Origin of the sequence: Cobetia sp. 2AS, from assembly GCF_029846355.1 — a bacterium.
GTDB lineage: Bacteria > Pseudomonadota > Gammaproteobacteria > Pseudomonadales > Halomonadaceae > Cobetia > Cobetia amphilecti.
On the sequence record NZ_JARWKQ010000004.1, the window covers coordinates 179031 to 192171 of the forward strand.

Annotated in this window: 11 protein-coding genes; 4 read left to right on the plus strand and 7 right to left on the minus strand. The window is 64.2% G+C overall.

From position 1 onward, the window contains the following. Positions 1-245 precede the first annotated feature (245 nt). Together QD356_RS12585 and QD356_RS12590 are read left to right on the plus strand one after the other, a co-directional pair. Positions 246-749: a glycine zipper 2TM domain-containing protein gene (locus QD356_RS12585; protein WP_052384587.1), complete on the plus strand. Its 504-nt coding sequence runs from the start codon at positions 246-248 to the stop codon at positions 747-749. Between the two features lie 519 nt (positions 750-1268). After that, the gene (locus tag QD356_RS12590) at positions 1269-2297 is read left to right on the plus strand and encodes a lipid A deacylase LpxR family protein (protein ID WP_225996300.1); all 1029 of its coding nucleotides are present in this window, start codon (positions 1269-1271) and stop codon (positions 2295-2297) included. 130 nt (positions 2298-2427) lie between these two features. Here the strand turns inward: QD356_RS12590 and QD356_RS12595 are convergent, their stop codons facing one another. Beyond that, entirely contained in the window at positions 2428-2712 is a 285-nt protein-coding gene (locus tag QD356_RS12595) for a hypothetical protein (RefSeq protein ID WP_043333859.1), read from the minus strand. A 494-nt stretch (positions 2713-3206) separates the two neighbouring features. Between QD356_RS12595 and QD356_RS12600 the strand changes: the two genes are divergently transcribed. After that, positions 3207-3689 carry a peptidylprolyl isomerase gene (locus tag QD356_RS12600; RefSeq protein ID WP_043333860.1) on the plus strand — a complete coding sequence of 161 codons (483 nt, stop codon included), beginning with the start codon at positions 3207-3209 and terminating at the stop codon, positions 3687-3689. Between the two features lie 202 nt (positions 3690-3891). Here QD356_RS12600 and QD356_RS12605 read toward each other — a convergent pair whose 3' ends face one another. From QD356_RS12605 to QD356_RS12625, 5 genes are all read right to left on the minus strand, one after another. Next, positions 3892-4590, minus strand: a complete 699-nt coding sequence (locus QD356_RS12605) for a DUF3047 domain-containing protein (protein ID WP_225996299.1) — start codon at positions 4588-4590, stop codon at positions 3892-3894. A gap of 95 nt (positions 4591-4685) precedes the next feature. Then, positions 4686-5327, minus strand: coding sequence for a CDP-alcohol phosphatidyltransferase family protein (locus QD356_RS12610; RefSeq protein WP_192837458.1), 642 nt, complete (start codon positions 5325-5327; stop codon positions 4686-4688). 59 nt (positions 5328-5386) lie between these two features. After that, positions 5387-7150, minus strand: a complete 1764-nt coding sequence (locus tag QD356_RS12615; protein WP_192837457.1) for an ABC transporter permease — start codon at positions 7148-7150, stop codon at positions 5387-5389. After that, on the minus strand, positions 7126-8409 hold the full coding sequence (locus QD356_RS12620) for an ABC transporter substrate-binding protein (protein ID WP_225996298.1): 1284 nt from the start codon (positions 8407-8409) through the stop codon (positions 7126-7128). The genes QD356_RS12615 and QD356_RS12620 overlap by 25 nt, the downstream gene beginning before the upstream one ends. Positions 8410-8476: 67 nt before the next feature. After that, positions 8477-10699, minus strand: a complete 2223-nt coding sequence (locus QD356_RS12625; protein ID WP_192837456.1) for an FAD-dependent oxidoreductase — start codon at positions 10697-10699, stop codon at positions 8477-8479. Positions 10700-10995: 296 nt separating this feature from the next. Here QD356_RS12625 and msrA point away from each other — a divergent pair, with 296 nt between their 5' ends. After that, positions 10996-11673 (plus strand): peptide-methionine (S)-S-oxide reductase MsrA, encoded by a 678-nt coding sequence (gene msrA, locus QD356_RS12630; protein WP_192837455.1) that lies wholly within the window; start codon positions 10996-10998, stop codon positions 11671-11673. Positions 11674-11813: 140 nt separating this feature from the next. On the opposite strand, the gene QD356_RS12635 is transcribed toward msrA, so the two are convergent. Next, the gene (locus tag QD356_RS12635; protein ID WP_192837454.1) at positions 11814-13133 is read right to left on the minus strand and encodes an MFS transporter; all 1320 of its coding nucleotides are present in this window, start codon (positions 13131-13133) and stop codon (positions 11814-11816) included. Between the last annotated feature and the right edge of the window lie 8 nt (positions 13134-13141).

Consider the following 13141-nt stretch of genomic DNA (forward strand, 5'->3'; position numbering starts at 1 on the left):
ACTCACGTGGTAGCACTCACGCGACAGGGAAGTGCGGAAGTTGCGTCACCTCAGCGTTTCAGGTCGGGAACCCGTCATGGTCGACGTGGTCTATAATGTTAAGAAACAGTGTTCTCGCACGCCCGTCGTGACAAGAACCTGCTGGCGGCCCAAGGAAGTGATCGCCTACCTGAGCCTTGCTCTCTCAGCCTCAGCATTCTCCATCACAACCTCAAGCTGCACCGCATCATGCGAGGAGACACACCATGACACTCTCACTGACTCACAAGCGATCGACTGGCGCACGCCGCTGGCTGCCCGTGATCGCACTCGGCGTGCTGACGCTTGGCGGCTGCGCGAACAGCGACATCTACTCCGGCAACGTCTACACCGGCGATCAGGCCAAGCGCGCACAGTCCGTCAGCTACGGCACCATCACCTCGCTGCGCCCGGTGCAGATCCAGGCACAGGATGAAGGCAGCGGCGTGCTCGGTGGCCTGGGTGGCGCGGTCGTCGGCGGCCTGCTCGGCAGCCAGATCGGTGGCGGCTCCGGTCGTGCGATCGCCACCGCCGCGGGTGCCATCGGCGGCAGCGTGGCCGGCAAGTCGATCGCTGACAATGTCGACCAGATCGACGCCTACGAGATTGAAGTCCGCCGCGATGCCGGCGACAGCCTCATCGTCGTCCAGAAAGCCGATACCGCCTTCTCGGTTGGCCAACGTGTCCGCCTGGTCGGCTACGGCGCCAACCTGAGCGTCGCGCCTTACTGAGTCTCTCGACGGCTGGCGCACCCTTGCCGGGGCGCCAGCCGCTTTGTTTCTGCGCCCTTCAGCGGCGCCTGTCGCAGCCCTGCGCGGGAAACGCCGCCACGCTCTCCCCCATCTCGCCTGGCTCACGCATCCCCGCCTCTCTCGCGTCTCTCGTGTCTCTCGCGTTTCTCACACCTCTCGCGCTCCTGCATCTCCCACTCGCCCCACCCACCTCGCTTCGCTTCGCATACCCTCCCTCGATCTCACACAGGCACGGCTCGCCGCAGTGGGGATAGGCAGATTGTCTATTGATTAACAGGCTATGAAATCGGGATTTTTTGTGCAACGTTATACGCCTGCAGCCTAACTTGACTCTGTACACAACTACCCGTCCCAGGAGTTGCGATGCGTCCCGTCACTGCCCGTCCGCCAGGTTCTCGCCCAGGCACCCGCAAGCTGTCTTGTGTCACGTCATCTTCAAGAAACGCTCCCCGCGCTTACCCCAGTCCAGTCAATGACAGTCCCGGCGGTACCGCCGCCTTGAGCCATGCCCCGCAGATGGCACCGGCCTTCTCGACCCGGCGCCTGGGCATGGCATTGATCATGCTGGGTGCGGTGGCATTGGCCCCCATGGTGGAGGCAGCCGAGGACGAGGGTGGCGTGCTGTCATTGAAGGTCGAGAACGACATTCTCACCTCCGGCGATGATGGCCATTACACCAACGGCTTTGCGCTGAGCTACACCTTCAAGACACCAGAGCAGCACTGGTCACGCTCATTCGCGGACTGGGTGCCCGGCTTCAGCGCGGCGCGACTGGACGCCACGGCCTACCGCTTCGGACAGCAGATCTATACCCCCAATGACATCAAGCGAGAGCAACCGGATCAGGATGACCGCCCCTACGCGGGCTACCTGTTCGGTGGCGTCTCGCTGTTCGCCGGTGAAGAGGGAGATGACTGGCGACGGGTGGATACCTTCAATCTGGATCTCGGCATCGTCGGCCCGGCCTCGGGCGCCAAGGATGCTCAGAAGGCGGTGCACAAGCTGACCGGCAGTGATGAGCCGGAGGGTTGGGATCACCAGCTGCACAACGAGCCGGTGATCAGCACCGGCTGGCAGACGCAGCTATGGCTGCCGGCCAGGGCCGCGGGGCTGGAGGTGGAGTACGGCCCCTCGGCTTCCGTGGCGCTGGGCAATCTCTACACCTATGCGGGCGTCGGTGGCGGGGTACGCATCGGCCAGGGGCTGACCCGCAGCTACGGGATACCGACAGTGGCGCCGGCCCAGGGCGGCCGTCAGTACTTCCATCCCGACGGTGACTTCGCCTGGTACCTGTTCGCCAATATCGAGGGCCGCGCGATGGCCTACAACATGCTGCTGGATGGCAATGGCTTCGAGGACAGCGCCTCGGTGGACCGTCGCCCACTGGTCGGCGACCTGCAGCTGGGCTTCGCGCTCAGCTGGCAACGCTGGCAGCTGGCGTTCGTCAACGTGTGGCGCACCCACGAATTCGAGACGCAGCAGGAGAGCGATCAATTCGGCTCGCTGACGCTCTCGACCTGGCTATGACTCGGCACTCAGCTGCAGGCAGCACTGACAAGACGTGATGGATGAGCAGAAACAGAAAGGCCGGGCAGATAGCCCGGCCTTTCTGTCTGCGGGAAACGTCATGCTTCCCGGAAGGTTGCTGCTGGTTGAATCAGTGCATCTTGACCTTGCTCATGCCCCAGCAGATCAGCTTGCCGCCGATCAGAACGATCAGCGCCAGCACGATCAATGCCATCAGCATGGAGACGGGATTGACGATGAAGGTCGCACCCAGAATACCCAGGGCCACGCCCCAGACGTAGCGGTCACCGCTATCGATGCTCAGAGCCTCCGGCAGGACACGCTTGACGGTGGCACCCAGCGAGCCTTCCCAGCGGTTCAAGCACAGCATGAAGATCGCAGCGAAGCTCACCAGCCAGATCAATGTCACGGTCATCGAAATTCTCTCCTGAAAAATAGGGTCGCATGGCGCCTGAGTTGTCATTTCCCGTCAGGCGACGGGACAGAGTGTGCAGAGCGAGGCCACCTCGGGCCGCGCGTCAGAATCCGCAATATCCGAGTAGGCAGAGTAACCAGACCCTGTGGCCCTCGCAAGCCATCGCCCCAACCTTGTCTGGCCGCCAGCAGCAAGGCCGCTGTGCGCTGACAGGGCAACCCCGCCAGACACCTGATAATCCAACCGTTTTGCCCCTTTCTTCACCGATGACGTCGGGGGTGAGAAAAAACCCTGCCTCAGGGTTGAAATGCACGCCTGCGAGCGTCACCTATACTTTCAAGACAAGGTAACGTGCGCTGGATTGCCTCTCTGGCAATGTCATCAGCGGGCCAGGAGCCACGTGATACGCGGCTTTTTTCCAGTTTCCCCCCCTGACAGTCACCTCAGGGGCACGTTACCATTGACGTTCATATACCTATCGAAAGGCTCTCATCATGCAAATCGCCCAGAATGCCGTCGTATCCTTCCACTACACCCTGACCAACAACGAAGGGGAAGTGCTGGATAGCTCCGAAGGTCGCGAGCCGCTGGCCTACATCCACGGCGCTGGCAACATCGTCCCGGGCCTCGAGAAGGAACTCGACGGCAAGACTTCCGGCGACGAGCTGAAAGTTGCCGTCTCTCCGGAAGAAGGTTACGGCGAAGTCCAGGAAGCCCTAGTCCAGGAAGTGCCGCGTGAAGCCTTCCAGGGTGTCGAAGACATCGAAGCTGGCATGCAATTCCAGGCGCAGACCCAGGGCGGCCCACTGATGGTCACCGTCACCAAGGTCGAAGGCGACACTGTCACTGTCGATGGCAACCACCCGCTGGCCGGCGAAACCCTGAACTTCGACGTGCAGATCACCAACGTGCGTGAAGCTTCTGCTGAAGAGCTGGAACACGGCCACGTTCACGGCGAAGGCGGCGTGGAGCACTAAGCTCCGCCTCTTCCCTCATCCGAGGCATCGCCCCGGATGAGCGCCTCCCACTCTGTGGGAGGCCGGAACCGAAAGCCCCGCGACTGAGTCATCAGTCGCGGGGCTTTTTCGTGTCTGGCTTCGTGTCGGCCTGACTGGATTGACGCGCTTGTCAGACTGGCTCAGCCCTCTCTTCACAGCCCTGATCACTCATGATTCCGGATCAGGCACCGCAGCTGGGCGGCGTGGCATCGCTGGAAAGGCTCAGGCCACGAAACAGCGCCGTGGCATCACCGCCGGCATTGTCACCGTCAGCCATCAGCGCCAGTCCGGCAATCTCGCTCGGCGTGCTGCCAAACAGTGACGCGTAATCAGCCCGCAGATCACGCACCTCCGCCACCCATTGCCCCACCTTCTCGTCGCCGGATTCGAGTGCCAGCAGCACGGCGCGATCCGTGAAGGCGTTGCCCCAGTGGCTGCCTCTAGCTTGATTGCTGGACCAGACGTAATTGATGGCCTCGACCTGCCACGGCAGGATGCCGGTCTTGTTGACCACGTAGAGACGCGCCGGATAGTCATCGCCGCCCTTGCTCTTCTCGTTCACGCTCGGGTAGATGCCATCCACCTGCCAGCACCATTTCAGATAGGGCGTCTCTTCGAGCGAGATATCCTGCTCCAGATAGCGCGCGGATGCCTGGCCCCGGGCGCGCGCCTCGAGCGCAGGCCTGCCGTCGCGCTCCACCACGCGATAGGCCGTCTGGCCTTCGAAGGTCTTCTCGCCCCAGGCAAGAATCTGCGCAGGCGAGAAACTCCTGTCAGCCGCGTGGGCCACCGAGGGCATTAGCGCCGTCAGCAGACCGCTGGAGGCGACTGCCGCGAACAGGGGCAGGAATGATGGCAACTGACGGGAAGCAATCTTCATTGGCAGGACTCCGAGGCGCCCGAGCAAGGCAAGTGAGCAAGGCGAGTGAGAAAGGTAACGAGCCGTATCATCAGCAAGGCCAGGTTCACAGCGCATCAACTCTGGTCGGTGCTGTGATGCTCATCCTGGGCTCGCAAGGTGACATACCCTCCCCATACGCGCGTCAGCGTGGTCAGGATGCATGCCGCGGCGAATATCCACGCCAACCACGCGAAATGCTGTGGCATCAGGCAGGCCAGCACGAAGAAGGCGATGGTCTCGGTACCCTCGGTCAGGCCATCCAGATAATAGAAGGCCTTGCGCGTGAAATTGGGCCGTTCCAGCTGATGCTTGGCCGCCATGATGGCAAAGGCCAGAAAGCTCGAGCCCGTGCCGACGAAGGCGAACAGCAGTGCCACCGCCGCCATCGCATTGGCACCAGGGTCGGCCAGTGCGAAGCCCACCACCACGGCGGCGTAGAACAGGAAATCGAGACAGATATCCAGAAAGCCACCGGCATCGGAGCTCAGGCCGGCATGCCGCGCCAGCGCGCCATCCAGCCCGTCCACCACCCGATTGATCAGGATCGCGACCAGCGCGAACCCGAAATGCCCATAAGCCAGCAACGGCAACGCCAGCATGCCGATGGCGAAGCCCGCGAGGGTCAGCTGATCCGGATGCAGACCGCGCGCCGCCGCACTTTTCGCAAGACGTTTCAGAGGCGGCTGTACCCAGCGTGAGGTCCACTTGTCCAGCATGTTGCATCTACTCCCATGAAGTCGTTGAGATCATCGTCATTCCAGCACCTGACAGGCACTCAGCCGCGCGTCGGCGAGACCGAGCGCCCGGCAGGTACCGCACGCGCCAGCAGGTAGACCACCAGCGGCAGACAGGCCTGAAGGCAGGCGGCCACTGCCGTCAGGCGTGGGTCGGCTCCCGTCGCCAGCGCCAGGGTTTCGGTGGTCAGGGTCGGGACACGCCCGCCGCCCAGTACCACCGTCGGCACGTACTGCGCGATACTGACCGCGAAGGCCACTGCCCAGCTGATGGCCAGCGGCCTGAGCATCAGGCGCAGGCGGATACCGATCAGCACCTCGAGCCGTGAACGCCCCAGCAGGCGTGCCGCCTGCTCGAGTCGGGTATCGAAGCGTGCCCAGGGACCGGCCAGCGTCAGCCAGGCGTAAGGCAAGGCGAACAGCAGATGGCCGATGACCACTCCCGCCCAACCGGGACTGGCCCCCAGGCTCAACCAACCGACCTGAAAGCCGAACAGGAAGCTGGCCTGCGGCAGCAGCAATGGCAGATAGAGGCAGACCACGAAGCCGCGCAGACGGCCACTTTCCCGCTCACGCTCGAACACCGCCACGCTGAGGATGACGGCCAGTGTCGCCACCAGCAGTGCCAGCCACAGGCTGTTGCTGAAGGCATCCCCAAGGCCAGCGAGGGCCTGTTGCCAACTCTCCCAGCCCCAGCGAGACGGCAACAGCACAGGGAAGAACCAGCTTCTGGCCACCGATTGCACGCCGATCACCATGAAGGCGAGCAATGAGATCAGCGTGACCACGCCCAGCACTCCGCGCGCAACACGCCCGAACAGGGCTTCACTCGCCAGCGCCAGGCGGCTTGCACGCGCCGGGTGATGGCTCAGTACCCAGTCGCGATGCCAGGTGAGCAGAGCGCGTCCCAGCGCCGCGCCCAGCGCCATCATCCCGATCACCAGCAGGGCCAGCATCAGGGCGCCGACACTCGCCGGCAGGCGCGCCGACGGGTCACTGTCGCGCCACAGCTCGATCAGGCGCACCGCCAGCGTCGGCGTACGCGTCGGCCCCAGCACCTGCGCCACATCCACCACCGCCAGCGAATAGGCCAGCACCGCGCCGATGGGCAAGGCGATGGCGCGCATCACCTGTGGCATCAGAATGCGCCAACGCAGCTGAGGGATGCTGTAGCCGAGCGCCTGACCTGCCTGAAGCTGCGCCGTGACCGGCAGGCGTGACAGCGCCGTCTGCGCCATCAGCATCAAGAATGGCGCCTCCTTGAACGCCAGACCGAGCGCCAGCGAGATGCCATGGGCATCCGGCAGCGGATACTGCGGCGGTACCAGCACCTCGAAGGGCGCCAGTAGCAGGCGCATCAGCACGCCACTCGGGGCGGCCAGCCACAGCAGTCCCAGTGCCAGCGCCAGATGCGGCATCGCCAGTATCGGGGCCAGCAGGCGCTCCATGCGCTCGCCGAAGCGAGTCCCGGCCGCCGCCGAGACCCACCCCATGGTCAGCAGTACCGCCAGCAACGTGCCGCCGAGGCCACTGACCAGCGTCAGCCGAAAGCCCTCCGCCAGCCCGGGCAAGGCCCACCAGCGTTGCCAGGCGACCGCCGAGACCTCCTCGAAGCCCAGCGTCGGCCACAGCCCGAAGGCCGGCGCGACCAGCCCGGCCAGCCCCAGCGCCGTCGGGCCGAGCAGCAACAGCAAGACGCCCCAGCGCAGCACGCGGGCGGGAGTCAGCGGCGCGTGACCAGTGGCGGGGGCGACACGCCAGCGATCAGCGACCCATTGCGTCAGTTGCGATAGCGTCGCGCCCACTCGGCCTCCAACGCATCGGTCCAGCTCGGGTGTGGCTCACTGAGCGGTGTGCCCAAGGCCTCGGGCGACATGCTGCCGGGCAGCTGCGGCAAGGCTTCGAAGGCGGCGCGTTCTTGCGGCGGCAGGCGGGCGACATCCAGCACCGTGTCATCGCCCCAGCGTGAGGGGTCGGCCTTGGCTGCCTGGGCCTCGGCGGACATCAACTGATTGATCCACACCAGGGCTGCGGCCTTGTGCGGTGCACTGGCCGGAATCGCCAGATAGTGCACATTGCCGAGAGTGCCACCGTCATGGATATACGGCTCGATGGTCGGTGGCAGCCGCCCTTCCTGACGGGCATTGGCCACTTCCTGGGGCACGAAGGTCAGCGCGATCCACACGCTGCGCTGAGCGAGCAACTTCATCTGCTCTTCGGCACCGGCTGGCTGACGCTCGCCCTGCGCCCACATCAAAGGATGCAGTGCATCGAGATAGTCCCACAGCGGTGCGGTCACCTCAGCGAACTGAGCATCACTCGCCACGGGAGATGCCAGCACCTCGCGCTGCTCGACGGGCATCAGCTCCAGCAACGCCTGCTTGAGGAAGGTGGTGCCGTGGAAGCTGGGCGGCTGTGGATAGGTCACGCGTCCGGGATGCTCTCTGGCCACCTCCAGCAGCGCCTGCATCGAGCGCGGCGGCGATTCCAGCAGCGCGGTGTCATACATGAAGATCAGCTGCGCACGCCCCCAGGGCGCCTCCAGACCATCGGTGGCGAGTCCGAAATCGCGCGCACCGATCTCCTCGAGCATATAGTCACTGTTGGGCAGACGCTCGACGAAGGGCCCCCACACCAGCTCGGCCTGCTTGAGCGCACGGAAGTTCTCGCCGTTGATCCAGATCACATCGATGCTGCCGTCGCGGCGCCCGGCCGCCTTCTCGGCCAGCAGGGTCGAGACGCTCTCGGCGGTATCGGCGATCTTGACGTGGCGCACCTCGATACCATGCCGCGCCGCCGCTGTCTTGGCCTGGTCGCGCAGATAGGCGTTGGTCGCCTCACTGCCGCCCCAGGCATGAAAGTCGATACGTTGACCGCGCGCACGTTCGGCGATCACCTGCCACTCGAGCGAGGCGAGCTCAGGGGGCGGGCGCCCGGCCTGCGCGTCGGCGGCATACGCCAGAGAAGCGGCCCAGGGACTGGCAGTGACACCGGCCAGCAAGACCAGCGAGCCGCCCATCAGCGCCAGGGCACGACGGCGACCCGCCAGATGATTCGTCTTCATGAAGGGCTTCTCCTGATGGAAGAATGCCGCGACCCTGCACCTGCAGGCCCGCGGCATGATTCAGCAATTACTGTTTTTCGACAGCCACAGTCCGCTCGGCAGGGTTTGCCTTGAGGGTCTTGGTCGGCTCGAAGCGGCCGTTGCGGCGCCAGGTGAAGTAACGGTCGAGCACCTTGAGCACGCCTTCCGGCTTGTGGGCATTCTTCCACATGCCCGCCGCGGCCTTGTTGGCCTCGGACAGCGTCGGATAGGGATGGATGGTGGACAGGATCTTGTTGAGACCGATGCCGTGTTTCATCGCCATGGTGAATTCGGCCAGCCACTCCCCTGCCGAGGCACCGACCAGCGTCACGCCGAGGATGCGATCACGCCCCTTCTCGGTCAGTACCTTGACGAAGCCTTCGGTGGCCCGCTCGGCCAGCGCGCGATCGCTCTCGCCCATCGCGTAATGGGTGACTTCGTACTCGTAACCCTGGGCCTTGGCTTCGGTCTCGTTGAGGCCGACACGTGCCACTTCCGGCTCGGTGTAGGTGACCATCGGCATGATACGGTAGTCGACCTTGAAGGTCTTCAGGCCACCGAACAGCGCGTTGACCGCCGCGTGCCACGCCTGGTGACCCGCCGCATGGGTGAACTGATAGGGGCCGGCCACATCGCCGCATGCCCAGATGTTCGGCTGCAGGGTCTGCAGCGACTCGGAGACATCGATGGTGCCACGTTCGGAAACCGCGATCCCCAGTGCCTCGAGGCCGAAGCCTTCGACATTGGCTTCGCGGCCGATGGCCACCAGCAGCTCGTCGAACTCGATCCAGCTTTCCTCGCCTCCGGGGGAGCTGACCACCAGCTGACGCATCGGCTGGCTGTCCTTGCCCTTGAGCACCTCGATACGCGTGGCGGTGGAATTGACGCGCAGATCGACGCCCTCACCGGCCAGCTGCTCATGCATCAAGGTGCTGACTTCTTCGTCTTCACGCGGCATCACACGGGGTGCGCCCTCGATAATGGTGACCTGGCTGCCGAGACGCGCGAAGCTCTGACCCAGCTCCATGCCGATGGGGCCGGAACCCAGCACCACCAGACGCTTGGGCTGTTCCTTGAGGTCCCACAGGTTCTCTGAGGTCAGCGGCGTGATCAATTCCATGCCCGGGATGGCCGGCACACGCGGGCGGGCACCGGTAGCGATCACCACGTTGCGCGTGGTCAGCACGCGGCCATCGACTTCCACCTCCCAGGGCGTCTTGAGCATGGCACTGCCGGTATGCACTTCCACGCCGAGGCCTTCATAACGTTCGATGCTGTCATGCGGCTCGACGCTTTCGACCACGTCATGCACATGGCCCATCACCTTGGCGAAATCGATTTCCGGCTCGTTGGCGGTGATTCCGAAGCGCGCGGACTGACGGATCTCATGGGCCGCACGTCCGGCACGAATCAACGCCTTGGAGGGCACGCAGCCGGTATTGAGGCAGTCGCCGCCCATCTTGTGCCGCTCGATCAGCGCGACACGCGCATTGACGGCGGAGGCGATATAGCTGGTGACAAGGCCGGCGGAACCGGCACCGATGACGACCATGTCGTAGTCGAAGCTCTTCGGCTTGGTGAAGCCCGCCTGCTGCTTGCGCTTGCGCAGCATCCCGACGATCTTCTTGGCGATCAGCGGGAAGAGGCCCAGCGCGATGAAGGAGGCAATCAGTCCCGGCGACAGGATGCCGGACAGGGATTCCAGCTGGCCCAGCTCACGACCGGCGTTCACGTAGATGGCAGTGCCCGCCAGCATGCCCAGCTGGCTTGCCACGTAGAAGGTGACCACGCGCATGCGGGTCAGGCCCATCACCAGATTGACGATGAAGAACGGGAAGACCGGCACCAGGCGCAGCGTGAACAGATAGAAGCCACCTTCGCGCTCGACGCCACGGTTGAGGGATTCCAGCTGACGGCGGAAGCGCTTCTCGATGCTCTCGCGCAGCAGAGTGCGGGAAATCAGGAAGGCCAGCGTCGCACCGATGGTGCTGGCGAAGGAGATCAGCAGCAGCCCCCAGCCGAAGCCGAACAGCGCGCCACCCAGCAGCGTCAGCAGTGCTGCACCAGGCAGTGAAAGCGCCGCCATCGCCACGTAGACCACGAAGAAAGTGCCCGCGACCTTGTACGGTGATTCCGCGAACAACGCCTGGAATTCGGACTGGCTGGCCTTGAGGCTCTGCAGGGTGAAGTAATCCTGTGCCCCGCTGGCAAAGAAGACCACGATGGCAGCGACGATGGCGCCCAGAAGCAGTAACTTGCGTTTATTCACTGGCGATTTCCTTTTCGATTCCTGCCGTCATGGGCATGTCATTGGGATGTACCGTGTCCTTACGAGGCATGTCGCTGACTGGATGCACAGATTCGTGTAGCGGAGTGAATGGCAGTGGCTTGATCACGACAACGGTAACGTTTCATTCTGCATGTTCGCATCCATCCCACGTTTATTCGCGTAGAAACCTATACAGGCAGTGAGGACTCAACAGCGCCAGTCACCTCACGGCTCACCGAGACATGGAGATTTCCGTGTACTCATCTCGAAGGAATGACGCCTTTCCCGGAGACACCATGACCCGATACACGCGAATCCCCTTCCCTGCGCTCAGACGTCTCACGCCACTGGCAAGCCTCCTCGGCGGCCTGCTGCTTCCCGGCCACGCCCATGCATTCGACCCGGAAACAACGCCCAAGGGCGTCGCCGAGGGTGTCGCTCAGGGCCAGGAAGTCGCCATCTTCGCCGGTGGCTGCTTCTGGTGCATGGAAGGCCCCTTCGACAAGCTTGAGGGTGTGATCTCGACCACCTCCGGCTATACCGCGGGCGAACAGGACAACCCGACCTACAAGCAGGTCTCCGCGGGCGGCACCGGGCACACCGAAGCGGTCAAGGTGGTCTACGAGCCGGAGAAGGTCAGCTACGACACCCTGCTGGAGGTCTTCTGGCACAACATCGACCCGGTCGCGGTGGACCGCCAGTTCTGCGATGCCGGCACCCAGTACCGCAGCGGCATCTATCCCCTCGATGAGGCCCAGCGAGACGCCGCCGAAGCCAGCCGCGATGCGCTGAAGGACAGGTTCCCCGAAGGCATCGCCACCGAGATCGAGGCCGCAGGGCCCTGGTATGCGGCCGAGGACTACCATCAGGACTTCTACAAGAAGAACCCGGTGCGCTATCGCTTCTACCGCGCCGGCTGTGGCCGCGATGATCGTCTGGAAGAGATCTGGGGTGACGACGCGCCCGCGCACTGATTCCGCTCTCCAGCCCTTTGAACGACAACGGCTCGCCATCTGGCGAGCCGTTGTCGTTTGCATGCTCTGATTTGCGTGCTCTGCTCTCTATTCTGCGGTCTGCCCTGCTCTCTGAACTTCCATCAGCCCTGCTCTCAAGCTCAATACTGCGTGGTAGCCCGGCGCCAGCACAGGATCGCCAGCGAGAAGGTCACCGCCAGCACCAGTACGCTGGCGGCCACCACCCCGGGCCAGCCGGCAGCCTGCCAGAAAGGTTCCAGCCAGAAGCCGCCGAGACTCGCGCCCAGATAGTAGGCGGTCAGATACAGCGCACTGGCACTGGCCCGCGCGCCCTCGGCATTGCGCCCGACCCAGGCCGAGGCTGTGGCATGCGCGAGGAAGAAGCCAAAGGCATTCAGGCTCAGGCCGATCAGCATGCCGATCAGCGAGTGACTCAGCGTCAGCAGCGTGCCGAGCATCACGATGCCGGTGCCCAGCATCATGGTCAGCGCCTGACCGCGTCGCTGAGTGATCGCCAGCGCGGCCTCACCGTTCTCAGCCGCACCTCCCGGTACCAGACGCCGTGCCAGCCGGCCAGACTGGGAGGCGCCGAAGGTGCCCGCCAGGTAGGTCAGGAACAACAGCCCCAGCCATTGACTGCTGAGCGACCAGGGCGCCTCACTCAGCCGGAAGGTCATGTAGCTGTATAGATTGACGAAGATGAAGAAATTCAGCCCACCGAGCAGGAACACCGGCCACAGACGAGGGTTGCGCAGATGGCGACCCAGACCTGCCAGCATGCTGCTCAGCTTGAGCGGCTGGGCGACGAAGCGTCTCTGGCGCGGCAGCAGCTGCCATAACGCCCCCAGCACCAGCAGGCTGACGCCGCCGATGGCGGCGAAGCTGGCCTGCCAACCCCAGTGCTCCGCGATCACGCCTCCCGCGACCCGCCCCGAGATGCCGCCCAGCGAATTGGCACTGATGTAGAGCCCCACCGCCATCATCAAGGCGGGTTGCTCCATCTCGTCACTCATGTACGCCACTGCCACCGCCGGCAGGCCGCCGAGCAGAAAGCCCTGCAGCGCGCGCACCGCCAGCAGCGACCAGAAGCCCTCGGCGAACAGTGCCAGTCCTGAACAGGCCACCCCGCCGGCCAGGGTCCACAGCAGGATACGCCGCCGCCCCAGCGCATCGGACAGCGGGCCGAACACCAGCAGTGCCATAGCCAGCGTCAGGGTGCTCACCGACAGGGACAGACTCGCCTGCAGCGAGCTCAGGCCCAGATCCGTCGCCAGCAGCGGCAGCAGCGGTTGCACCAGATAGAGGTTGATGAAGACCACGAAGGAGCCCAGACACAGTGCCTGGGTCATGCGCCGCCAGTCACGCCCGCGCGCCTTGAGCGGCTCGGGTAGCTCGGACTGTGAGGCGGAAACCGAGGCGGCGGAATCGGGGGAAGAAGACGCGGAAAGCGATGAAGCCATCAGGTACC